Annotated in this window: 19 protein-coding genes; 13 read left to right on the top strand and 6 right to left on the bottom strand. The window is 32.4% G+C overall.

Features of this window, described 5'->3' with window-relative positions:
* The first annotated feature begins 1 nt into the window (after position 1).
* The 3 genes from IM755_RS06355 to IM755_RS06345 all read left to right on the top strand — a co-directional run bounded on the left by IM755_RS06355 (position 2) and on the right by IM755_RS06345 (position 6541).
* Positions 2 to 1111 carry an acyltransferase family protein gene (locus tag IM755_RS06355; protein WP_194094861.1) on the top strand — a complete coding sequence of 370 codons (1110 nt, stop codon included), beginning with the start codon at positions 2 to 4 and terminating at the stop codon, positions 1109 to 1111.
* A 280-nt stretch (positions 1112 to 1391) separates the two neighbouring features.
* Entirely contained in the window at positions 1392 to 4163 is a 2772-nt protein-coding gene (locus IM755_RS06350; RefSeq protein ID WP_194095376.1) for a bifunctional aconitate hydratase 2/2-methylisocitrate dehydratase, read from the top strand.
* Between the two features lie 113 nt (positions 4164 to 4276).
* Complete coding sequence (locus IM755_RS06345) at positions 4277 to 6541, top strand: aconitate hydratase (protein WP_194094859.1); 2265 nt, start codon at positions 4277 to 4279, stop codon at positions 6539 to 6541.
* Between the two features lie 61 nt (positions 6542 to 6602).
* Here IM755_RS06345 and IM755_RS06340 read toward each other — a convergent pair whose 3' ends face one another.
* The 4 genes from IM755_RS06340 to IM755_RS06325 all read right to left on the bottom strand — a co-directional run bounded on the left by IM755_RS06340 (position 6603) and on the right by IM755_RS06325 (position 10579).
* Complete coding sequence (locus IM755_RS06340; RefSeq protein WP_194094857.1) at positions 6603 to 7439, bottom strand: GIN domain-containing protein; 837 nt, start codon at positions 7437 to 7439, stop codon at positions 6603 to 6605.
* 284 nt (positions 7440 to 7723) lie between these two features.
* On the bottom strand, positions 7724 to 8449 hold the full coding sequence (locus tag IM755_RS06335; protein ID WP_194094855.1) for a head GIN domain-containing protein: 726 nt from the start codon (positions 8447 to 8449) through the stop codon (positions 7724 to 7726).
* A gap of 1 nt (position 8450) precedes the next feature.
* The gene (locus tag IM755_RS06330; RefSeq protein WP_194094853.1) at positions 8451 to 10244 is read right to left on the bottom strand and encodes a PspC domain-containing protein; all 1794 of its coding nucleotides are present in this window, start codon (positions 10242 to 10244) and stop codon (positions 8451 to 8453) included.
* Between the two features lie 5 nt (positions 10245 to 10249).
* Positions 10250 to 10579 carry a PadR family transcriptional regulator gene (locus tag IM755_RS06325; RefSeq protein WP_026724567.1) on the bottom strand — a complete coding sequence of 110 codons (330 nt, stop codon included), beginning with the start codon at positions 10577 to 10579 and terminating at the stop codon, positions 10250 to 10252.
* A 233-nt stretch (positions 10580 to 10812) separates the two neighbouring features.
* On the opposite strand from IM755_RS06325, the gene IM755_RS06320 reads away from it, so the two are divergent.
* Positions 10813 to 11268, top strand: coding sequence for a DUF4442 domain-containing protein (locus IM755_RS06320; protein WP_194094851.1), 456 nt, complete (start codon positions 10813 to 10815; stop codon positions 11266 to 11268).
* 146 nt (positions 11269 to 11414) lie between these two features.
* The gene (locus tag IM755_RS06315; protein ID WP_317172436.1) at positions 11415 to 12341 is read left to right on the top strand and encodes a TIGR01777 family oxidoreductase; all 927 of its coding nucleotides are present in this window, start codon (positions 11415 to 11417) and stop codon (positions 12339 to 12341) included.
* Positions 12342 to 12371: 30 nt separating this feature from the next.
* On the opposite strand, the gene IM755_RS06310 is transcribed toward IM755_RS06315, so the two are convergent.
* The gene (locus tag IM755_RS06310) at positions 12372 to 13037 is read right to left on the bottom strand and encodes a YceI family protein (protein ID WP_194094849.1); all 666 of its coding nucleotides are present in this window, start codon (positions 13035 to 13037) and stop codon (positions 12372 to 12374) included.
* Between the two features lie 153 nt (positions 13038 to 13190).
* On the opposite strand from IM755_RS06310, the gene IM755_RS06305 reads away from it, so the two are divergent.
* From IM755_RS06305 to IM755_RS06280, 6 genes are all read left to right on the top strand, one after another.
* On the top strand, positions 13191 to 13754 hold the full coding sequence (locus IM755_RS06305; RefSeq protein ID WP_026724570.1) for a nucleotide exchange factor GrpE: 564 nt from the start codon (positions 13191 to 13193) through the stop codon (positions 13752 to 13754).
* Positions 13755 to 13813: 59 nt separating this feature from the next.
* The gene (dnaJ, locus tag IM755_RS06300; RefSeq protein WP_194094847.1) at positions 13814 to 14932 is read left to right on the top strand and encodes a molecular chaperone DnaJ; all 1119 of its coding nucleotides are present in this window, start codon (positions 13814 to 13816) and stop codon (positions 14930 to 14932) included.
* A 163-nt stretch (positions 14933 to 15095) separates the two neighbouring features.
* Positions 15096 to 16016 (top strand): ABC transporter ATP-binding protein, encoded by a 921-nt coding sequence (locus IM755_RS06295; RefSeq protein ID WP_194094845.1) that lies wholly within the window; start codon positions 15096 to 15098, stop codon positions 16014 to 16016.
* A 2-nt stretch (positions 16017 to 16018) separates the two neighbouring features.
* On the top strand, positions 16019 to 17317 hold the full coding sequence (locus tag IM755_RS06290) for an ABC transporter permease (protein WP_194094836.1): 1299 nt from the start codon (positions 16019 to 16021) through the stop codon (positions 17315 to 17317).
* 85 nt (positions 17318 to 17402) lie between these two features.
* Positions 17403 to 18566 (top strand): sigma-54-dependent transcriptional regulator, encoded by a 1164-nt coding sequence (locus IM755_RS06285; protein ID WP_194094834.1) that lies wholly within the window; start codon positions 17403 to 17405, stop codon positions 18564 to 18566.
* Between the two features lie 76 nt (positions 18567 to 18642).
* A complete protein-coding gene (locus tag IM755_RS06280; RefSeq protein ID WP_111565689.1) occupies positions 18643 to 19263 on the top strand; it encodes a DEAD/DEAH box helicase in 621 nt (206 codons plus the stop codon).
* A gap of 34 nt (positions 19264 to 19297) precedes the next feature.
* On the opposite strand, the gene IM755_RS06275 is transcribed toward IM755_RS06280, so the two are convergent.
* The gene (locus tag IM755_RS06275) at positions 19298 to 21418 is read right to left on the bottom strand and encodes a M3 family metallopeptidase (protein WP_194094832.1); all 2121 of its coding nucleotides are present in this window, start codon (positions 21416 to 21418) and stop codon (positions 19298 to 19300) included.
* A gap of 179 nt (positions 21419 to 21597) precedes the next feature.
* On the opposite strand from IM755_RS06275, the gene IM755_RS06270 reads away from it, so the two are divergent.
* Together IM755_RS06270 and IM755_RS06265 are read left to right on the top strand one after the other, a co-directional pair.
* On the top strand, positions 21598 to 23232 hold the full coding sequence (locus IM755_RS06270; protein WP_194094830.1) for an ABC-F family ATP-binding cassette domain-containing protein: 1635 nt from the start codon (positions 21598 to 21600) through the stop codon (positions 23230 to 23232).
* Positions 23233 to 23424: 192 nt separating this feature from the next.
* On the top strand, positions 23425 to 25614 hold the full coding sequence (locus IM755_RS06265) for an ATP-binding response regulator (RefSeq protein WP_194094828.1): 2190 nt from the start codon (positions 23425 to 23427) through the stop codon (positions 25612 to 25614).
* Position 25615: the final 1 nt, after the last annotated feature.

The following is a 25615-nucleotide window of genomic DNA, read 5'->3' as shown; positions in this document are numbered from 1 at the left end:
TTTGGAACCCAATTTAAAACAAAGAATCTTCGGATTAGATGTCTTGAGAGCTGCTGCAATTATAATGGTAGTTTGCTCGCATATCCTTTGGATTTATCCAAAAAGTAATGCGTTTATCCCAACATTATTTGAACTTTTTGGATTTTGGGGAGTTGAACTTTTCTTTGTTTTAAGCGGATTTTTGATTGGGTCAATTCTGTATAAAACATTTATCAACGAAAATTTTACTTTAAAATCAGTTTTTCATTTCTTAAAAAGGCGTTGGTTTCGAACGTTACCAAACTATTATTTGGTGTTATTAATCAACATTGGAATCGCTTTTTTTCTTGGTTTTTCAATTGAAAATATCGGAAGTTACTTTGTGTTTTTACAAAATTTCGCATCAAAATCACCTGCTTTTTTTCCAGAATCTTGGAGTTTGTCTATTGAAGAATTTACTTATTTACTATTACCATTTTCATTGTTTTTTGTTGGATTAGTTAGGGTCAAAAACAAATCAAAAGCGTTTTTATTGGTAATTGTAGCTTTGATTCTAGTTTTCTGGATGAATAAATTTTACTATCATTCCCAACATGCAATTTCGAATTTTACAGAATGGAATTTAAATTTAAAATCGGTTTTGATTTATAGAATTGATGCAATTTTGATCGGAGTTTTATTCGCTTGGATTTCATTAAATTTTAGTGAGTTTTGGAAGAACTCAAAAACTGTTTTTGCTTTGATAGGATTTGGAATTCTTTTCTTTTTAATGTTTGGAATTCTTCCTCTGAATTTAACAATCGAACAAAATCCGTTTTTCTGGAACGTTTTGTATTTGCCAATTACTTCAATTGCTTTTGCATTTTTGTTGCCTTTTTTCTCTGAGTGGAAAACGTATGCTAGTGCAGTTTTGTATCCTATCGAATTAATTAGTAAAATTTCATATTCTATTTATTTACTTCATTACAGTGTGATTTTATCACTCTTGAAAACTTTTTTTGATACATTTAAAATATCAGATTTTGAGCGTCATTTTTTTACTGTGGTTTATCTTTTAATCACTTTTTTATCATCGTATCTCTTATATCGATTTTACGAAAAACCAATGATGAATTGGAGAGATAAAAGATAATTTAATCACTTCGTTTTGATACTCTTTTAAAATTGGATATCGTTTTTTGATAATTTAATAAAACTTTGATTTTAAATTACGAATTATTCAATATATTCTTGTTTTAATCATTTTTATTGAAAAATAAATACTAAAATAGAATCTTTATAAATAATAATTCTTCTATTTAGGCTTTTTATTAAAAATTTTTAAATCTGATTAAGATTTATTAAATTTGTGCCACCAAAAAATACAACAAACACTAATTAACTTATTTTATAGTATGGCATTAGCTAACGAAATGAATCTTTATAACGATTATATTAAAGAAATCGAAGAAAGAAAAGGTCAAGGATTACACCCAAAACCAATTGATAGTGCTGATTTATTAAACGAAATCATTACTCAAATTAAAGATACAAACAATGCAAACAGACAAGATTGTTTGAAGTTTTTTATCTACAATACTTTACCAGGAACTACTCCTGCAGCTGGTGCAAAAGCAAAATTCTTAAAAGAAATTATTTTAGGTCAAGAAACAGTAGCTGAAATTACTCCATCTTTTGCTTTTGAATTGTTATCACACATGAAAGGTGGACCTTCAATTGTAGTATTGTTGGATTTAGCTTTAGGAAACGATGAGGCAATTGCGAAACAAGCGGCTGAAGTTTTAAAAACACAGGTTTACTTATACGATGCCGATATGGATCGTTTAAAAGTAGCATATGAAAATGGAAATGCAGTAGCAAAAGACATTTTAGAAAGCTATTCAAAAGCGGAATTCTTTACAAAACTTCCAGAAGTTGCTGAAGAAATTAAAGTAGTAACTTTCATCGCTGGAGAAGGTGATATTTCAACCGACTTATTATCTCCAGGGAATCAAGCGCACTCGCGTTCTGACCGTGAATTACACGGAAAATGTATGATTACACCTCAAGCGCAAGAAGAAATTAAAGCCTTACAAGCGCAACATCCAGATAAATCGGTAATGTTAATTGCTGAAAAAGGCACGATGGGTGTAGGTTCTTCTCGTATGTCAGGTGTAAATAACGTAGCACTTTGGACAGGTAAACAAGCAAGTCCTTATGTGCCATTCGTAAATTTCGCTCCAATCGTAGGTGGAACTAACGGAATTTCTCCAATTTTCCTTACTACAGTTGACGTAACTGGTGGTATCGGAATCGATTTAAAAAACTGGGTTAAAAAAACAGATGCCAACGGAGAATTAGTTCGCGATGAAAATGGGGAACCAATTTTAGAACAAGTATACTCAGTTGCAACTGGAACGGTTTTAACGATCAATACAAAAACTAAAAAATTATACAATGGTGATAAAGAATTGATTGATATTTCAAGATCATTCACACCACAAAAAATGGAATTTATCAAAGCAGGTGGTTCTTACGCTATTGTTTTTGGTAAAAAACTACAAACTTTTGCTGCTAAAACTTTAGGAATCGAAGCTCCTCTAGTGTATGCACCTTCAAAAGAGATTCACATTGAAGGTCAGGGATTAACAGCAGTGGAGAAAATCTTCAACAAAAATGCTGTTGGTACTATTTCTAAACAAGTTTTGCACGCGGGTTCTGATGTTCGTGTTACGGTAAATATTGTTGGTTCGCAAGATACAACAGGTTTGATGACCGCTCAAGAATTAGAATCTATGGCTGCTACTGTAATTTCTCCAATTGTTGATGCAGCGTACCAATCAGGTTGTCATACTGCATCGGTTTGGGATAAAAAAGCACAAGCTAATATCCCGAAATTAATGCAATTCATGAATGATTTCGGATTGATTACAGCTCGTGATCCTAAAGGGGTTTACCATGCCATGACCGACGTAATTCACAAAGTATTAAATGATATTACAGTTGATGAATGGGCAATCATTATTGGAGGAGATTCTCATACACGGATGTCTAAAGGTGTTGCGTTCGGAGCGGATTCAGGAACAGTTGCTTTAGCTCTTGCTACAGGTGAAGCTTCTATGCCAATTCCACAATCTGTAAAAGTGACTTTCAAAGGGAATATGCCAGATTATATGGATTTCCGTGATGTGGTTCATGCTACACAAGCGCAAATGTTACACCAATTTGGTGGTGAAAACGTTTTCCAAGGAAGAATTATTGAAGTTCATATTGGAACTTTAACTGCTGACCAAGCGTTTACATTCACAGATTGGACTGCAGAAATGAAAGCAAAAGCATCTATTTGTATTTCTGAAGATGAAACGTTAATCGAATCATTAGAAATTGCAAAAGGTAGAATCCAAATCATGATTGATAAAGGCATGGACAACAAAAACCGTGTGCTTCAAGGATTAATTGATAAGGCAAACAAACGTATTGCGGAAATCCGTTCAGGTGAAAAACCAGCTTTACGTCCAGATGCTAATGCAAAATACTACGCTGAAGTAGTGGTTGATTTAGATCAAATCGCTGAGCCAATGATTGCTGACCCAGATGTAAATAATAAAGACGTTTCAAAGCGTTATACTCACGACACAATTCGTCCGCTTTCTTTCTACGGAGGAGATAAAAAAGTAGATTTAGGATTCATCGGTTCTTGTATGGTTCACAAAGGAGATATGAAAATCTTAGCTCAGATGTTGAAAAACATCGAAAAACAACAAGGTAAAGTGGAATTTAAAGCGCCTTTAGTAGTTGCTCCTCCAACATACAACATCGTTGACGAATTAAAAGCAGAAGGTGATTGGGAAGTATTACAAAAATATTCTGGTTTCGAATTTGATGATAATGCGCCAAAAGCAGTAGCTCGTACAGAATACGAAAACATGTTGTACTTAGAGCGTCCAGGTTGTAACCTTTGTATGGGGAACCAAGAAAAAGCATCTAAAGGAGATACGGTTATGGCAACATCAACTCGTTTGTTTCAAGGTCGTGTTGTAGAAGACTCTGCAGAGAAAAAAGGAGAATCATTATTATCATCTACTCCTGTTGTAGTATTGTCAACTATTTTAGGAAGAACTCCTTCAATTGAAGAATACAAAAAAGCGGTAGAAGGAATCAACTTAACTAAGTTTGCTCCATCTCATAAATTATTAGTAGGATAATAATATCTAAAATATTAATTCAGAAAGCTCAAGTTTTACTTGGGCTTTTTTGTTTTTATCTGTTCAATTTTTTGTAAATTAGTGGGATTAAATAACAAACAAAATAAATTACTATGGCATTTGATATTGAAATGATTGAAAAAGTGTACGCTACCATGGCAGAACGAGTAGATAAAGCTCGTGATATAGTTGGGCGTCCATTGACTTTGTCTGAGAAAATTTTGTATTCGCATCTTTGGGAAGGAATGCCAACGCAAGCTTTCGCAAGAGGTAAAGATTATGTTGATTTTGCTCCCGATAGGGTGGCTTGTCAAGATGCAACAGCACAAATGGCATTATTGCAATTCATGCATGCGGGAAAAAGTAAAGTAGCGGTTCCAACAACGGTTCACTGTGACCACTTAATTTTAGCAAAAAATGGTGCCAAACAAGATTTAGAGTTGGCCAATAAACAATCAAAAGAAGTATTCGATTTTCTATCATCAGTGTCAAACAAATACGGCATTGGTTTTTGGAAACCTGGTTCGGGAATTATTCACCAAATCGTATTAGAGAATTATGCTTTTCCCGGAGGTTTGATGATTGGAACAGATTCTCACACTGTAAATGCAGGAGGTTTAGGAATGTTAGCTATTGGTGTTGGTGGTGCTGATGCAGTTGATGTGATGTCAGGCATGTCTTGGGAATTAAAATTTCCAAAATTGATCGGAGTAAAACTAACTGGTAAATTAAACGGTTGGACTGCACCAAAAGATGTTATTTTAAAAGTTGCTGATATTTTAACCGTAAAAGGAGGAACTGGAGCTATTGTAGAATATTTCGGAGAAGGTGCCGAATCGATGTCATGTACCGGAAAAGGAACCATTTGTAATATGGGAGCTGAAATTGGAGCTACAACTTCTACTTTTGGTTATGACGATTCCATGAGAAGATATTTAGCCGCAACTGGTCGTCAAGATGTTGTAAATGCTGCCGATAAAGTAGCATCTTACTTAACTGCCGATGCCGAAGTTTATACGAATCCAGAAAAATATTTCGACCAATTAATTGAAATTAATTTATCCGAGTTAGAACCACATATTAACGGACCATTTACTCCAGATAGAGGGACACCAGTTTCTAAAATGAAGGAAGAAGCTGCAGCTAATGGTTGGCCAATAAAAGTAGAATGGGGATTAATCGGTTCGTGTACCAATTCATCTTACGAAGATATGTCGCGTGCAGCTTCCATTGTAAGACAAGCGGTGGCTCATGGAATTACTCCAAAGGCAGAATTTGGAATCAATCCAGGTTCGGAACAAATTCGATATACGATTGAACGAGATGGAATTATTGCTGATTTCGAAAAAATGGGAACCAAAGTATTTACTAATGCTTGCGGACCTTGTATCGGACAATGGGATAGAGAAGGAGCGGACAAACAAGAAAAAAACACCATCGTGCATTCGTTCAATCGAAACTTTTCAAAAAGAGCCGATGGAAATCCAAACACCCACGCTTTTGTAACTTCTCCTGAAATGGTAGCGGCGTTAGCAATTTCTGGTCGTTTGGATTTTAATCCAATAACCGATACTTTAATTAATGATAAAGGAGAAGCTATAAAATTGAATCCGCCTTTTGGAGATGAATTGCCAACTAAAGGTTTTGATGTAGAAGATCCGGGATTTCAAGCGCCTGCAGCTGATGGTTCAAGCGTAGAAGTTGTGGTTTCTCCAACTTCAGACCGATTACAATTGTTAGCGCCTTTTGAGGCTTGGGATGGTAAAAATTATACAGGAGCAAAATTGCTAATCAAAGCGTTTGGAAAATGTACTACTGATCATATTTCCATGGCTGGACCTTGGTTACGTTTCCGAGGACATTTGGATAATATTTCGAATAATATGTTGATTGGTGCTGAAAATGCGTTCAATGGTAAGGCAAATTCAGTTAAAAATCAATTGACTGGATCTTATGATGCAGTTCCAGCTGTTCAAAGAGCTTATAAAGCGGCGGGTGTTCCTTCTATTGTGGTGGGAGATCATAATTACGGAGAAGGTTCTTCACGTGAGCATGCGGCTATGGAACCACGCTTTTTAGGTGTGAAAGCGGTTTTAGTAAAATCATTCGCTCGTATTCACGAAACAAACCTGAAAAAACAAGGGATGTTAGCTTTAACCTTTGCAAATGAATCAGATTACGATAAAATTCAAGAAGACGACACCATCAATTTCTTGGATTTAACTGAGTTTGCACCAGGAAAACCATTATCGTTAGAATTTGTACACGCTGATGGTTCAAAAGATATAATTTTAGCAAATCATACCTATAACGAAAGTCAAATTGGATGGTTCGTGGCGGGTTCTGCTTTGAACTTAATTGCAGCAGGAAAAGCGTAATTAAATTAAATAAAAAAGGGATAGAAGTTAATCTATCCCTTTTTATGTATTAAATACATGTTTATTTCTCTTTTTTATACAAAGTGGCGTTATTCAAAAATTTAGTTATTTGAATTTTTGATTCCCCTAATAATTCTGTTTCTGTTTTTCCTGAAGCAGCTAAATTAAGAGTGTTTGTTACGTTAATAAAACTCTTTGCATAACTTTCGGTAGATAATTCTAGAGTAGCAATTACTAGTTTTTTTGCAGTTAATACAGCATAATTGTCTAACCTCATTTTAGCATTGTTTACGTTTCCTTCAATTTCTGCTTGACTTTTTTGATACATGTCAAGTTTTAATTCTGGTGAAGTAACCAACGCTTTTAATTCAGCATTTTTACTTAATTCTAAAGAAGTATTGTCTGCTTTTACATTTATTTCTGCCTCCGATTTATCATTCAACATTAGTGCAAAATAATTTGCCTTTACATTTAAAAATGCTCTTGAATTATCGTAGTTTTTTATGGTAATGTTTTCTAATTCTAAATCTGCTAAAGCATGAATGGAACTTTCGTTTTTAGCAGTGATTAATTTTAATTCCGAAGTATAGTTGATGCGTAAGGCAAATTTTTTGGCACCAATTGCTTCTCTTAAAGAAGAAACTCTTAATGTTCCACCAGCGACTTCATAGTTAATGATTTCATGAAGGTTGTCATCAGCTTCAATTTCTAAAGATGGTTTGTCTGATTTTACTAAAAAGACTTCAAAATTATCATTGATTTCAATGTTTTCAAAAGATGGAATTTCTTTTACAGATACAGTTACAATTTTAGAACCTTTGATTTTTTCTTTTTTTTGTGCTACAGCTATTGTAGTTAAAAATAAAAGGGTAAACAGAAAAGATATTTTTTTTGTCATTTTATGATGATTTGATATCACAAACTTACACAAATTTTGTTCCAAATTTCATTTTTTGAGTATTAGAAATACAATATTAATGAAATTTGATAAATAAAAAAGCACCAGTTTTACTGATGCTTTACTACTATATAATGGATTCGATAAGATTTACTATCAGAGTAAAAACAAATTCTACGACTTGAATTATTAGCTTAATCATGAGAGTTGAATTTAAGTTTGTTTATGTAAAATTATAAAATGCTTATAACAAAGCTGTTAATTATATACTAATTATTTGTTAATTAGTTAAAGCTAACACTTCCTCCAGAAGTTTCTTCTTTTACTACTTTTTTTGGTTCTTTAACGTAGTCGATAGAACTTCCGCTTGAAGCTTTTGCATTTAATAATACAATTGGATTTACAATTGTGCTACTTCCGCTAGTTGATTGTGCAAATATTTCGTTAGCTGCTAAATCTTGTGCTTCAATTTCACTTCCACTAGACGAACTTGTTTCTAATACTAAAGCTTTACCATTTACTTTTATTTCGCTACCACTTGAAGATTCACAACTTACTTTTTCGTATTCTAAATCGGTATTAATTGTGCTTCCGCTACTTGATTTTACTTTTAAATTAGTTCCTCTTAAAGTACTTTTTGAACGAATAGTTGCACCGCTAGAAGATTCTAACCCTTCGATAGTTTTTGTTCTTACTCGAACAATTGCACTTTCCATTGTATTAATGTTTCCTTCAATTTTTACAATTAAAGTTCCATTTTCAACTCTTGTTACAATATGTTCCATCAAGTTGTCATCAACTTCCACTTCTACTTGTGTAGCTGCACCTTGTTCTAGAATTACTTCAACACCTGCACTGGCATCAATTTTAGTAAAAGGAGCGTCGATAGTTCTTTTTTCAATTACTACATTGCCACTTCCATCAATACCATCTCCTAAATTTAGATTAGCATTGCAGGAGGCCAAAGTAAGTGTAATAAAGAGAGCAATTAATTTTAAATGAGTTTTCATGTTATTTCTTTTTAGAGTTGTTTATTTCGTTTAAAACTTCCTTTTTTATACTATCTAATTTCACTTTTTTCGTAGCAGTGATTCTTTCTTCAGTACTTTTTACCACACCATTTTCCTCTTTGTTGACTACTTTCTTTACTAAAACACCATTTTCATCATAGTAAATAGAAGCAGAAGTGTCATCTGTTTCTATTTCAATACTCAAATCATTGTTGCTATCAGATTCTAAACAATTCAAACATCTAATTTTATCAGAATCTACTCGATACACCGGATTTTTAGTATCATATTCATTTTCATCGAAAAAGTTATAATCGCTTCTATCGTAATTGCTATAACTTTCATCGGTTTGGAAGATGGTTCCTTTTGGTAAGTACAAATAAATTTCTACTTCTTGACCTCTGAATTTATTTTCAACAGCAGTTAATAGATAATTGTCTAAAACGATTGTGTTTCCTTCGATTTTGTAATTGTATTTAATTTTTTCAGCTCTTTTCTTAGCTTGCGAAGTTGATTTTCCATTGGCCAATTTCTCTATTAACATATAAGGTGTTGCTTCATCTGTATACTTAATTTCAATAGAAACATTATTCGAATAAATGATTTCGTTATCACCTTCATCTTGTGTTATTTTAAAATCGTGATTTCTATAATTGCTTTTCGAATAAAAATCATTGTTTTTGAATTTGATTTTTAAAGTATCTGTTGGAGCAATTGCAATCACTTCTTTTTGAACCGATTTTCCTTCAAAAGCTAATTGTGAAGCTTCATTAATTCCTAATGAAATTATGATTCCAACTGCGATTAACCATACTGCTAACAAACTATATTTTACATAATTTCCGATAGATCTTAAGTTGTTTACGATTAGTTTTAATCCTAAAATCAGCAAGAAGAACAACGGAATTCCAAAACCTAATAATAAAAGCATTCCTTGAGCCCAAAGTGGTGTTTCTAGACCAATTGGTGTTTGAATGTTGTTTAAAATGTAATTATCAGGCATTGTTGACGAAAATATCATGATGATACTCGTTATGATTATTGCTAACAATCCCATTCCAGAGAAAAACACTATAAAAGCTCCAATTATTTTGGCGAATACTTTAAAGATAGTTGTGATAACTTCTTCAATAGTAGAACCAATTCTAGTAGCTCCAGATTTTGCTGTGTTTGCGATTTTCTCATGGTCGATATTACTAAACTTAGAAGTAATATCGTCAAAACCTTCCTTTACTTTTTTTTCGATGTTTGAGATGGTTATCGGCTCACCTTTCATTTCTAATTTTTGAGTTGTGGTAACCGCTTCTGGAACTAAAATCCATAACACAATATAAACAAACAAACCTGTTCCAAATCCGAAGAATAAGATAACCATTATGATACGTAACCATAAAGTATCAATTCCAAGATAATGTCCTAAACCAGCCATCACACCACCAAGCATTCCATTTTCTTTATCACGATATAATCTTTTTGAAGGATAATAGAAATTTGTGGAAGATGATGAACTTGATTGATAAGTTGATTTCTCGTCATCAATTTTGTAATCTTCTGGTTGTCCCATGATTCCAATTACAGTATCAATTTCTACTAAACCAATGACTTGTTTTTCGTTTTGTATGCGCTCTTGGAATAATTCGGCGATGCGACTTTCTATATCTTTCATGATTTCGTCTCTTCCATCAGGCGAAAGTGAACGTTTCACCGCATCAAAATAACGCGATAATTTTTGATAGGCATCTTCATCGATGTGAAAGAAAAATCCTCCTAAATTTATACTTATTGTTTTGTTCATGACCTTTAGTTTTGACTTGTTATTATGTTTACTGCATCTGATAATTCTTTCCAGGTGCCATTTAATTCTTGTAAAAATTCTTTGCCTTCATCGGTTAAACCGTAATATTTTCTCGGTGGACCCGATGTGGATTCTTCCCAACGATAATTCAATAACCCATCGTTTTTTAATCTTGTAAGTAGTGGGTAAACGGTGCCTTCCACAACTAGTAATTTAGCATTCTTTAGCGTATCCAATATTTCAGAAGTATATGCATCTTTTTCTTTTAAGACAGATAAGATACAGAATTCTAAAACACCTTTTCGCATTTGTGCTTTAGTGTTTTCAATGTTCATAATTCCCCTTGTTTTTTTTAATTAGACTGTTCATTTTTTGATTCTTTTTGCTTGCGCATTGATTGATTTGATGATTGAAAATTAGATTACCTATTATTTTCTTATACAAAGATAAGTCTAAAAGCAGGTATTATGTTACGCATAGTACTAATATTTAACAAAAATTTAACAAATAAAAAAATAGTAGGAATGCATAGTATTTTTTGTACTTTTACAAATTAAATCAATGAATTATGGAGTTTACACCTGCAAAACTGAATCTATTTACTTTTTTTAAACTGCCTTCTGCTTTTTGGAGCGGTGTTAGAGTTAAATCAATTTCACCAGAAGTTTGTGAAGTAACGGTAAAACATCGTTGGTTTAATCAGAATCCGTTTAATTCTATGTATTTTGCTGTGCAAGCTATGGCAGCAGAGTTTACTACTGGAGCTTTGGTTATGTTTCAAATCAAACAAAGTGGAAAAAGTATTTCGATGTTGGTAGCTCAGAATAAAAGCGTATTTACAAAAAAGGCAACTGGAAGAATTACGTTTACTTGTAATCAAGGTAGTTTAATAAAAGAAACGATTCAAAAAGCGATTGATACAAATGAAGGACAAACTATTTGTTTAACTTCAATAGGAAAGAACGAAAAAGGAGAACAAGTTTCTGAAATGCAATTCGAGTGGACAATTAAAGTCAGAGGTTAGTGTTATGAGTTTGGAGTAATGAGTAATAAGTTTAGATTACTAGATTTAACTTTTCTTCTCCCAACTTCCGACTCTCAACTCCCAACTTAAAACTAATCCTAAACATAAGTTAATTTACTTTCATTCCTTATTTATTGATTGTAAATTTGAGAAAAAAGGAAAAGAAAATGACGGTTTTAATTACAGGAGCTACAGGATTAGTTGGACAAGAATTGGTAAGTTTATTACTTCAAAACGGATTTACCGTTCATTATTTGTCGACTTCAAAATCTAAGTTAGTTTCGCAAAATAATTACAAAGGTTTTTATTGGAATCCCAAAACATCTGAAATCGATTTAAACGCTTTAACAGATGTTGAGGTGATTGTGCATTTGGCTGGAGCCTCCGTTGCAAAAAAATGGACATCTTCGTACAAAGAAGAAATAATTGAGAGTAGAGTTTTATCTACAAGATTATTATATAAAACACTTCAGAAAAATTCGCATCAGGTAAAACAGATTGTTTCTGCATCTGCTATTGGAATTTATCCAAACGATTTAAGTTATATATATCATGAGACTGATAATAAGGTCGACAATTCCTTTTTAGGTAATGTAGTAAAACAATGGGAAGAGGAAGTCAATCAATTTGAAAAACTACATATTAAGGTAGCTAAAATTAGAATAGGAATTGTTTTGGCGAAAAATGGTGGCGCTCTTCAGGAAATGGCAAAACCAATAAAAATAGGAGTAGGTGCTGCTTTTGGTTCGGGAGAACAATATCAGTCTTGGATTCATATTCAAGATTTAGTTGGTATTTTTCAATTTGTAATTCAAAACCAACTTTCAGGAGTTTTTAATGGTGTAGCACCTTATCCAGTTACGAATGCTGAATTAACAAAAGCAATTGCAAAAACTTTAGGGAAACCATTGTTTTTACCAAATATTCCACAGTTTGTAATGAAAATAATGTTAGGCGAAATGCATCAAATTTTATTTTCAAGTCAACATGTAAGTTGTAGAAAATTGCTCGATTTGAAATACCAATTCAAATTCGCTTCTCTAGACAAAGCTTTGAATGATTTGCTAAAATAAAAAAACCGCCATTTTTTGGCGGTTTTTGTTTTATTGTTTTGTTGCTTTTAATTTCACAACTAATTCAATTTCATCATTTACAAACTTATCTTTTAAATCATCAAAAATCGATTTTGAAGCATAGTTTACATTCCAATGTGTTCTATTAATTTGGAAAGAATCTGAAGTTAAAGTCATGTTGTTTCCTTCGTAAGTAACAGTTGCAGCAAAACTAACTGGTTTTGAAATTCCTTTTAAAGTTAAATTTCCATTTACAGTAGCTTTTCCATTTTCAGATGTAATAGAAGTAATTTCAAACATTCCTTCTGGGAATTTACCTACGTTGAAGAAATGATCTTCTCCTTCTTTATCGCCAGTTCCTTTTAAATGCGCTTCTAAATCTTCTTTTCCGTCACCAGCTTTTAAATCGGTAACCACAATCGAATTCATGTCGATTACAAATTTTCCACTTTGAATGCTATCATTCTTAACCGCAACTTCTCCCGATTTCAAATTAATAGTTCCATTGTGTTTTCCGGCAGGTTTAGAACCAATCCATTCAATTACTGAAGCTTTTGTGTCAACTACATAAGTCGTGCTTTCTGCCGATGCTGTTGCAACTTCTCCAGCTTCACCATTTTCACTTTTTTCTCCTTTACAAGCTACATTCATTGAAATGCTAGCCAAAACGAATAAACTTAAAATGCTTTTTTTCATGTTTTAATTTTTTTAGTTGTTACAAACTTACTTTTTAACTTTTTTAAACTGTCTTAAAAAGTTGCTAAAATTTATCTTTTAATAATTTTGCTGACAATTTGACATTTTTCAACTTTTGGCAATACATTTGCAATCCCATTTACTAAAGTGAAAATGTTTAAAAAAATATTCAAAAATATGAGTCAAGAAAGTACTGAAAACATCGAAAAGGAGAACATTAATGAGGAAAATGTTTCAGAAACTCAAGGAATTCCAACGCCAGAATTATCTTTAGAAGAGCAATTACAAGAAGAATTGAGCAACGAAAAAGATAAATTTTTGCGTCTTTTTGCTGAATTCGAAAACTATAAAAGAAGAACCGCTAAAGAGCGTTTAGATTTATTTAAAACGGCTAATCAAGAAGTTTTACAAGCGATGTTGCCTGTTTTAGATGATTTTGACAGAGCTTGGGCGCAAATTTCAAATTCGGGAGATGAAGCATTGGTAACAGGTGTTCAATTGATTCATGATAAATTGAAATCGACTTTAGTTTCTAAAGGATTAGAAGAAGTAGAGGTTAAAGCGGGTGATGCTTTTGATGCTGATTTTGCAGAAGCTATTACCCAAATTCCAGCACCAAACGATAAATTAAAAGGTAAAATTGTAGATGTAATTGAAAAAGGTTACAAATTAGGTGACAAAATTATCCGTTTTCCAAAGGTGGTAATCGGACAATAATTTTACCGTAGAGACAAGTTATGACTTGTCTTTTTCTACATATTATAATACAAGATATAATGAAAAAAGATTTTTACGAAATATTAGGCATTTCAAAAAATGCTTCAGCCGAAGAAATAAAGAAAGCCTATCGCAAGAAAGCAATCGAGTTTCATCCTGACAAAAATCCAGGTAATAAAGAAGCAGAAGAAAAATTCAAAGAAGCTGCCGAAGCTTATGAAGTTTTAAGTGATGCCAACAAAAAAGCAAAATACGATCAATATGGTCACCAAGCTTTTGATGGTGGCGGATTTGGCGGTGGTCATCACATGAATATGGATGATATCTTCAGTCAATTTGGTGATATTTTTGGTGGTGCTTTTGGCGGTGGTGGATTTTCTGGATTTGGCGGTGGCGGAGGTCAACGAAGAGTAAAAGGAAGTAACCTTCGCATCAAAGTAAAATTGACGTTAGAAGAGATTGCAAACGGCGTTGAAAAGAAAGTAAAAGTAAAACGTAAAGTTCAAGCTTCTGGAGTAACGTATAGAAGTTGTCCAACTTGTAATGGTTCTGGACAAATTATGAAAGTTGCTAATACCATATTAGGTAGAATGCAAACGGCAACTACGTGTCATACTTGTAGTGGTTCGGGTCAGATTTTAGATCAAAAACCTGCTGGAGCTGATGCGCAAGGAATGTTGTTAGAAGACGATACGGTTTCAATCAAAATTCCAGCAGGAGTTGTTGATGGAATGCAGTTAAAAGTTGCCGGAAAAGGTAACGAAGCCCCAGGAACAAACAGTATTCCAGGAGATTTAATTGTAGCTATCGAAGAAATTGAACACGAATCTTTAAAACGCGAAGGCGAAAATTTACATTACGATTTATACATCAGTTTTGCTGAAGCAGCTTTAGGCGTTTCTAAAGAAATTGATACGGTTTCTGGAAAAGTTCGCATAAAATTAGAAGAAGGAATTCAATCAGGTAAAATTCTTCGCTTAAAAGGAAAAGGAATTCCAAGTTTAAATTCTTACGGAAATGGTGATTTGTTAGTGCATGTAAATGTTTGGACGCCAAAAACCTTAAACAAAGAACAAAAGCAGTTTTTTGAGAAAATGCTTACAGACGAAAACTTTATTCCAAAGCCTGAAAAGTCAGACAAATCTTTTTTTGAAAAAGTTAAAGATATGTTTTCATAATTAAATAAATATTAATACATTTGAAACTCACTTTCTTAGGAGAGTGAGTTTTTCTTTTTCATAGCAATTTTTCCCATCCTTTAGCAATAAAGGGTGGGTTTTTTTTGTAACAAAATCTGTATATTTACTACTTATAAATAAAACAAATTCATACTTTTCAAATATGAGCAATATTCTCGAAGTACAAAATGTAGTGAAACAATATGGCGATTATACCGCTTTAAATAATGTTTCGCTTCAAGTTCCAAAAGGTAGTATTTATGGACTTTTAGGTCCGAATGGCGCTGGAAAAACCTCTTTAATTCGTATCATCAATCAAATTACAATGCCTGATAGTGGTGTAGTTTTTTTAGATGGCGAAAAGTTAAATCCAGAACATGTAAAACACATTGGATATATGCCCGAAGAACGCGGTTTGTACAAAACCATGAAAGTAGGCGAGCAATGTTTGTATTTGGCACAACTAAAAGGAATGCCCGAAGCAGAAGCTAAAAAACAATTAAAATATTGGTTCGAAAAGTTCGAAATTCAGGGTTGGTGGGATAAGAAAATTCAGGAACTTTCTAAAGGTATGGCGCAAAAAATTCAGTTTATTGTAACGGTTTTGCACCAACCTAAATTACTGATTTTAGACGAACCTTTTTCAGGTTTTGACCCCGTAAATGCGAATTTAATTAAAGATGAAATCATCGAATTAAATAAAAAAGGAACTTCTGTAATTTTCTCTACACACAGAATGGAATCGGTAGAAGAAATGTGTGATTACATTGCGTTAATTCACAAATCAAACAAGCTTATCGAAGGGAAATTAGATGATGTAAAACGTCAACATCGTACCAATATTTATCAAGTTGGAATTTTAACGAATAATATTGAAGGTTTAATGGTAAGTTTAACTCAGAAATTTACCATTGGGCAAACCAATTTCAAATCGTTAAATGATGATTTAAAATTGGAAGTACATCTAGAAAATCATTCTTCTAATGAATTGATTTCCATTTTAACACAATTTGGTCAAGTGACCCATTTTATGGAAAAAATCCCAACAGTTAACGATATATTTATTCAAACCGTAAGTCAATAATCATGAGCGTATTATCTTTAATTATCAAGAGGGAATTTATTGCAAAAGTGCGTAATAAATCATTTATCGTAATGACTTTTTTAGGTCCGTTATTGATTGTGGGAATGACATTTTTAATTGCGTATTTATCAAGTGTAAATAAAGGCGATATTAAAACAATTGGAGTTCACGACAGAGCCAATATTTTTGTCAACGATTTCAAAAATTCGGAAGATATTAAATATGTAAACCTTTCTAATTTATCATTTGATAAGGCAAAAGATTCGGCAAGTAAGGCTTTTGAAGGATTAATTTATGTACCAGAAGTTCAAAATGTAGAAGAATTGGCAACCAAAACAACCTACATTTCAGATGATAGTCCGAAAATGGATTTTCTTATGAATTTGCAACGCATTATTGATGCGAAATTAAATAGAGAAAACCTTAACAAATTAGGATTTGATGCCGATACAATTGAAAAGGCAAAAATCAAATCAGAAGTTCAATTTGCTAAATTTTCAGGAGAAGACGGATTAAAATATTTAAATGAAATTAAAATTGGAATTGGTTTCGCTTTCGGATATTTAATTATGATGTTCATCATTATCTACGGAAATATGGTAATGCGAAGTGTTATTGAAGAGAAAACGAATCGTATTATTGAAATCATCATTTCTTCGGTAAAACCATTCCAATTGATGATGGGAAAAATCATCGGAACTTCATTAGCTGGAATTTTACAGTTTTTAATTTGGATTGTACTTGGAGTTGTTCTGATGTTTTCGTTATCAGCTGTTTTTGGTGGCCAACAAGAAGCCGTTGCAACCGCTCAAGTAACAGCAGAACAAGCAGAAGTTGCTATGAGTTTTATGGATAAATTACAACTTTACATTGCTGAAATTCCAGTAACATCCATATTAATTGGTTTTGTAATCTTCTTTATTGGAGGTTATTTTTTATATAGTTCGTTTTATGCTGCTATAGGTGCTGCGGTAGATTCTGAAACGGATTCCCAACAGTTTTTAATGCCAATTTTAATGCCGTTAATGTTGGCGGTTTATGTTGGTTTTTTAACCGTAATGAATGATCCACACGGAACAGTGGCAGTTGTGTTTTCTTTAATTCCGTTAACTTCGCCAATTGTAATGTTAATGCGTATTCCATTTGGAGTGCCATTATGGCAATTAGCACTTTCTATCGTTTTATTGTACGGAACGTTTATCTTTGTAGTCTGGTTTGCCGCAAAAATCTACCGAGTTGGTATTTTAATGTACGGTAAAAAACCAAGTTGGAAAGAATTATACAAGTGGTTAAAATATTAAAAGAGGTTATGAGTTTATGTGTTTATAAGTTTAAGAGTTTTTCCCCTTTTAAACTTTTAAACTCCCACCTTTTAAACTAAAAAGAATGAGTAAAATCCTTATTATAGAAGATGAAGCAGCTATTCGAAGAGTATTAGTAAAAATACTTTCCGAAGAAAATGATTCATATAAAGTTGAAGAAGCAGAAGATGGTTTGCAAGGAGTTGAAAAAGTCAAAAATGAAGATTATGACTTGATTCTTTGCGATATCAAAATGCCAAAAATGGACGGAGTTGAGGTGTTAGAAGCTGTTAAAAAAATCAAGCCAGAAATTCCAATGGTCATGATTTCAGGTCATGGTGATTTAGAAACTGCTATTAATACCATGCGTTTAGGTGCATTTGATTACATTTCAAAACCACCAGATTTGAACCGTTTATTGAATACAGTTCGAAATGCCTTGGATAAAAAACAATTAGTAGTAGAGAACAAAATCTTGAAAAAGAAAGTCTCTAAAAACTACGAAATGATAGGAAATAGCGAAGCTATTAATCACATAAAAACCATGATTGATAAAGTCGCTCCAACCGATGCTCGAGTTTTAATTACAGGTCCAAATGGAACTGGAAAAGAATTAGTAGCACATCAATTACATGAAAGAAGCGAGCGTTCATCTGCTCCCATTATCGAGGTAAACTGTGCAGCTATTCCATCGGAATTAATTGAAAGCGAATTATTTGGTCACGTAAAAGGGGCTTTTACTTCGGCTGTTAAAGACAGAGCAGGAAAATTCGAAGCAGCTGATGGCGGTACCATTTTCTTAGATGAAATTGGCGACATGAGTTTATCGGCTCAAGCTAAAGTTTTACGTGCGTTACAAGAAAATTTAATTCAACGTGTTGGTGCTGACAAAGACATTAAAGTTAATGTACGTGTTGTTGCGGCAACCAACAAAGATTTGAAAAAAGAAATCGAGGAAGGTAGATTCAGAGAAGATTTATATCACAGATTAGCGGTAATTTTAATTAAAGTTCCTGCTTTAAATGACAGAAGAGATGATATTCCAGAGTTAATTGAGCATTTCGCTGCTAAGATTGCTTCGGAACAAGGAACTTCTCCAAAATCATTTTCAAAATCAGCCATCAAATTATTACAAGAATACGATTGGACAGGAAATATCCGTGAATTAAGAAATGTAGTAGAACGCTTAATTATTTTAGGAGGAAACGAAATTTCGGAACAAGATGTAAAATTGTTCGCGAGTAAATAAATTAGGTAAAAGATCAAAGGTTATGGGTACAAGGTTACCTATTACCATTTTCCCATTACCCATTACCATAAAAAAAATGCAATTAAAAAAAATAAATCCCAACCTTCAAAAAGCACTTATTGAAAACGATTTAATCGAAGCTAATGAGTTGCAACAAGAAACATTTTCAACCATTAAAAGTGGTGTAGATGCTGTAATTCAAGCGCCAAATGGTTCCGGAAAAACCACTACTATTTTAATGAATGTGATTCAGAAAATGGATCAACCTGTTGGAGAAAGTACACGCGCTTTAATTCTAGTTCAAGACAAAGAAAAAGTATTGGAAGCGGTTGAAATGTTCAAGAAACTAAATCGTTATAACAATTTAAGAGTTTTTGGTGTACACGAAAAAGGCGATATCGATTACGATAAAAATCAAATTTCCTTAGGAATGGATGTATTGATTGGAACGCCAATTCGTATCAACGAAATGTTTTCATCAGCAGGATTCAATATGACAACGATTAAAATGTTTGTGGTAGACGATGTGGAAGAAATGTTACGTAAACGAGAAGATTCCATCATTCAAAGACTTTCTATGAGTGCTGAGAAAACCCAACGTTTATTCTTCTGTTCCCAAATTACCGAAAGAGTAGAGGTATTAGCCGATAGAATTATGATTGAACCATTATTTTTTGAAATGGACGATAACGAATAAAAAAACGCCTGAAGTAATTCAGGCGTTTTTGTTATTATTTCACTTGGTCTAAACCTCTTTTTCTTAGTAGTGGTTCTGTATTTGGTTCAGCACCTCTAAAGCTTTTGTAAAGTTCCATTGGATCTTCAGTTCCTCCTTTTTCTAATACATTTTTTCGGAATGATTTTGCGTAATCTTGGTTGAATAATCCGTTTATTTTGAATACTTCAAATGCATCCGTGTCTAAAACTCCTGACCAAATATAACTGTAATATCCAGCCGAATAACCACCAGCAAAAATATGGTTGAAATAGGTACTTCTGTATCTAGGAATGATAGTGCTTGGTAAATTCATTTTGTTCATTGCTGTTTTTTCGAACGTTTCAGCATCTACCGTAATGTTTCCTTTTTGAGTATGATATTGCATATCTAAAAGAGAAGCTGCCAAATATTCGGTAGTTGCAAATCCTTGGTCAAAAGTTCCGGCTTTTTGCATTTTTTCAATCAACGCATCCGGAATTACTTCTCCTGTTTTGTAGTGTTTCGCATACATTTTCATTACTTCTGGTTCGGCGGCCCAGTTTTCCATAATTTGGGATGGTAATTCAACAAAATCTCTTGGAACGCTTGTTCCTGCTAAACTTTCATAAGTTACATTTGATAATAATCCGTGTAAAGCGTGTCCAAATTCATGGAAAAACGTACTTACTTCATCAAAAGTTAATAAAGCTGGAGCGTTTTCTGTTGGTTTGGTGAAATTACAAACGATTGAAACTACTGGAGCAATACGTTTTCCATTCTCCATTTTTTGAGTACGGTAGGAAGTCATCCAAGCACCACCTCTTTTTGAAGCTCTTGGGTGAAAATCCATGTACAAAATTCCAACGTGATTTGCGTTAGCTTCGGTAACTTCCCAAACGGTTACATCTTCGTGGTATTTTGGAACGTTATTTAACTCTTTAAATTGTAATCCATATAATTTTTCACAAACAGTAAAAACACCTTCTCTTGTTTTTTCTAAACTGAAATAGGGTTTCATTTCTTGTTCGTCCAAATCAAAACGCTCTTTTCTTATTTTTTCAGCGTAATATCTCCAATCGTAAGGTTGAACATCATCTTTGATACCTTCTTTTTGCATCATTTCTTTGATGTCAGCCGATTCTTTTTTTGCCATATTTAAAGCTGGAGTCCATAAGTCCATCAGTAATTTGGTAGCGGTTTCAGGATTTTTAGCCATTGACTTTTCTAACACATAATCAGCATGTGTTTCATATCCTAGAAGTCTTGCTTTTTCACTTCTTAAGTTTGCAATTTTAATCGCTAATTCTTTGTTGTCTTTATCGCTATTGTTGTTCGCTCGCATTTGGTAAGCATCCCAAATTTCCTGACGTAATTTTCTGTTTGAACTGTATTGTAAAAATGGCATTACGCTTGAATTTGATAAAGTAAACACCCATTTTCCAGTTTTTCCTTTCGCTTTAGCATCAGCAGCCGCGGTTTCGATAAGTTCGTTTGGTAATCCAGCTAAATCTTTTGCATCAGAAATTATTAATTCATACGAATTGGTTTCTGCTAAAATATTTTGACCATATTTTAAAGTAGCAACAGCCATCTCAGAGTTGATTTCTCTTAATCGCTTTTTATTTTCTTCCGATAAATTAGCACCGCTTCTAACAAAGTTTTTATAAAGATTCTCCAAAATCTTGGTTTGTTCTTTGTTTAATTTGAAGTTCTTTTGGTTATCCCAAACGTTTTTTACTCTTTGGAATAAAGCGTCATTCAAATAAATATTGTCGTTATGTGCTGATAATTTGGGAGCTAATTCTTTCGCAATTGCTTGAATTTCCTCGTTGGTGTTTGCGCTATTAAGATTGGAAAAAACCGTATTTGCTTTAGAAAGTAATTTTCCTGAATTTTCCATCGCTAAAATTGTATTATCAAACGTTGGTTTTTGTTTGTTGGAAACAATAGTGTTAATTTCTAATTCATGCTTTTTAATTCCTTCTAAAATAGCAGGTTTAAAATGTTCATTTTTAATTAAATCGAATGGAGGAACTTGATAAGGTGTAGTATATGTTTCAAAAAACGGATTCATAATAGTTTTGTTTTTATCTTGTGAATTAACCGTTACAGCACTTGTTAAGGCTGAAAATAAAAGTAATGTTTTGATTTTCATTTTAGTGAAATTTAAAGCGTAAAAATAACAGAATTCTATAAGCATGTCTAAAACTTAACGATATTTTATGAAATGTGTTTACAGCATTCTAAAATCTGAATTTTAAAGTTATCTTTGCACCTTCAAAAAATATGTAAAAAGACTTTTTACTTTTTACTTCTAACTTTTTACTTTAAAAAATGATTACAGTTAACGACATTGCCGTAGAATTTGGTGGAACCACTCTTTTTAGCGAAGTAACTTTTGCCATTAATGAAACCGATAAAATTGCCCTAATGGGAAAAAATGGTGCAGGGAAATCTACGCTTTTAAAAATTGTTGCAGGAGTAAATAAACCAACTCGTGGTGTTATCTCGGCACCAGGAGATACTGTTATTGCTTATTTACCGCAACATTTGTTAACAGAAGATAACTGTACGGTAATGGAAGAAACATCAAAAGCATTTGCTTCGGTGTTGAACATGAAAAAAGAGATCGACGAAATTAATGAACAATTGACTGTTCGTACCGATTATGAAAGCGATGACTACATGAAATTGATTGAAAAAGTTTCGGAATTATCCGAGAAATATTACTCAATCGAAGAAGTGAATTACGAAGCCGAAGTTGAAAAAATATTAAAAGGATTAGGATTTGAAAGAGAAGATTTTAATCGCCCAACAAAAGAATTTTCTGGAGGTTGGAGAATGCGAATTGAATTGGCAAAAATCCTATTAACAAAACCCGATTTAATTCTTTTAGATGAGCCAACCAATCACTTGGATATGGACAGTATTGAATGGTTGGAAGAATTTTTGATTACACAAGCCAAAGCCGTTATGGTGATTTCGCACGATAGAGCATTTGTAGACAACATTACAAATCGTACTATCGAAGTTACAATGGGAAGAATTTATGATTACAAAGCTAAATATTCTCATTATTTAGAATTGCGAAAAGACAGACGTATTCACCAGCAAAAAGCATACGAAGAACAACAAAAATTCATTGCAGATAATCAAGCGTTTATTGAACGTTTTAGAGGAACTTTTTCAAAAACAGAACAAGTACAATCTCGTGTTAGAATGTTAGAAAAAATTGTTCCTATTGAGGTTGATGAAATAGATACTTCGGCTTTAAAATTGAAATTTCCACCATCTGCGCGTTCAGGACAATATCCTGTAATTGTTAAAGATTTAGAAAAATCGTATGGAGATAAACTAATTTTTAAAGATGCGAATTTAGTTATCGAACGTGGACAAAAAGTAGCTTTCGTGGGTAAAAATGGTGAAGGTAAATCAACCATGATTAAAGCCATTATGAAAGAAATTGAAATTAATGGAGGTTCTGTAGAAATTGGTCACAATGCGCAAATTGGGTATTTTGCTCAAAATCAAGCTGCTCAATTAGACGAAAATGCAACTATTTTTGAAACGATTGATAGAATTGCTGTTGGTGATGTTCGAACACAAATTAAAAATATTTTGGGTGCCTTTATGTTTCAAGGTGATGATATTCAAAAGAAAGTGAAAGTGCTTTCTGGAGGAGAAAAAACGCGTTTAGCAATGATTAAATTATTGTTAGAACCCGTGAATCTTTTAATTTTAGATGAGCCATCTAACCATTTAGATATGAAAACGAAAGACATCATCAAAGATGCTTTACGTGATTTTGATGGAACTTTAATTTTAGTTTCTCACGATCGTGATTTCTTAGATGGTTTAGCAGAAAAAGTTTTTGAATTCGGAAACAAACGAGTAAAAGAACATTTTGAAGATATCAAAGGATTCTTAGCACACAAGAAAATGGATTCTTTGAAAGAGATTGAAAAATAAGATTCGTAAATAAATAATAAAAAAGCTCCTAAACAGGAGCTTTTTTGTTTTAAAAGCATCGGTTTTAGTTTATATTTTTATTAATATTCTGATATATTTCTTGGTCAAGTCTATAAAAATTTTAAATTTGTATGCTTGCCTATTAATTTATTTGAGATTAGCTTAAAATTAACAAATTCCTCTTGTTTAGAAATGTTTAAAAAAGAAGTAGTAATTTTTTGGATATTGTTTTCTTTTCAACTTTCCTTTGGGCAAGGAATTGGGTATAAAGATAAGTATGCAAGAGGTTTATACGACAAAGCCTTAAAAGGACTAAATGATTTGAAATGTAGCGAATCCTTATCGTATTCTCAACAACTTTTAGAGTACGCTTTAAAGAAGAATAAATATGATATGGCCGCTGCTTCCTACAATATCATTGGGTTAAATTTCGAAGAATTTGGTGATTTAAAAAAATCAATTCAATACTATAATTCTGGAGTCACTTACGCTAAGTTAGCAAAGAATGATACTATTGCTAATTATCTCTATAACAACATTGGAAATCTTTATTATTTCAGACTAAAAGATTCAAAAAAAGGGCTTTATTATTATCAAAAATCCTACGAACTTTCAAAGAGATTGGATACTGATCGAGATATTGCTTTTGCAGAGATTAATTTGGCAGATGTTTATTTGGAGTTGAATGAACTTAGTAAAGGAAAATATTATCTGCAATTAGTAGAAAAAAAAATGAAGAACAACGATTACGAAATGGGAATGTCGTATTATTCGTTGATGGCTTATTACTACGAAATGCGAAATGATTTTTTAAATGCAGAAAAAAATTATTTAAAATGTGTTTCTGATTTTAAATATCAGAATATTGAATATCATAAATCGCATCAAATGGATATTTATGCAATGGTTTATAGATTTTATAAAAAGTATAATAAAACGGAGAAGGCGCTATATTATTTAGAAAAACATGACCAACTTCAAGATGAGCTTTTTAGTAAAGAAAGAAATATTGAAATAAAAATGGCTGGCGGTGATATTGAGGCTCTTGAGTATAAATATAAAGTGCAACAAATTGAGACTGAGAAGAAAATTCAGCAACAAAAAATGAAAGCTGCAAATCGTTTTAATAAAGTGGTATTGTGGTTTTTAGGTTTTGTAATCATTTTTTTAATTTTTATTTTTAAAGGTTTTGTAAATTATAGAACATTAAGTAAAAAGCTGTCGGATTATAACTTTCAGTTACAAGTGGCTAGAGAAAAATCAGAAGAAGCGACACGTTTAAAAACACAATTTTTATCTAATGTGAGTCATGAACTACGAACCCCTTTGTATGGTGTAATTGGTATGGCTGAAATTTTAGAAAGTGAACACAAGGAAATTAAAGATAGCCCATATTTTAACGCTTTAAAATTTTCCTCTCATTACCTTTTAACTCTAATTAATGATGTTTTAAATGTTTATAAAATTGAAGATAATGATATTGAGTTCAATTATGAGAATATAAATATTAGAGAAGAAATTGGACATATAAAAGAGTCTATGAATGTGATTGCAAAATCCAATAAAAATGAAATAATTGTTTCAATAGCAGATGATGTTCCTCGTTTTATAAAAACCGATTTAACTCGATTCTCCCAAATTTTAATCAACTTAGTCAGTAATGCCTTAAAGTTCACTAAAAAGGGAAAAGTTACACTTAGTTTATTCTTAGAAATTAGAGATAATAATGCGTTTTTGAAATTAGAAGTAGTAGATACAGGAATCGGAATTCCAGAGGAATATCTAGATAAAATCTTCGAAAAATTTGTACAAGTTGATGTCAATCTACAAGAACAATACAAAGGAACTGGACTTGGTTTGTCTATTGTAAAACGATTAGTTGAATTATTTGGCGGAAGAATTACAGTTGAAAGTAAAATTAGAGAAGGAAGCAAGTTTACGGTTTGGTTTCCTTATTTAAAAGCGGATGAAATTCTACTTTCAGAACCCCAAAAATCGAATTCTAATACCAAGTTAAAAAACTTAAATATTTTGGTAGTAGAAGACAATAAAATCAATCAAATGGTAACCCAAAAGCTTTTGGAGAAAAATGGTCATAACTTCCAAATGGCTGAAAATGGTTTAGAGGCACTTTTGTTGTTAGAAGATAATAATTATTATGATGTTATTTTAATGGACATCAATATGCCTGTTATGAACGGAATTGAAGCATCTATCAAAATTAGAAATCTCGGAATTAAAACACCGATTATTGCCTTAACTGCTTCCGATAAAGAAAATATTCTAAAAGAAATTCTAGAAAAGAAAAATGGTCTTACCGATGTTTTGGTAAAACCATTTGAATATGCCGATTTAGAAAATGTAATTTCGAGATATATTTAAG

The organism is Flavobacterium proteolyticum, assembly GCF_015223105.1.
Lineage (GTDB): Bacteria > Bacteroidota > Bacteroidia > Flavobacteriales > Flavobacteriaceae > Flavobacterium > Flavobacterium proteolyticum.
Note: the sequence above shows the minus strand (reverse complement) of the source record. Positions and strands in the feature narration are given on the sequence as shown.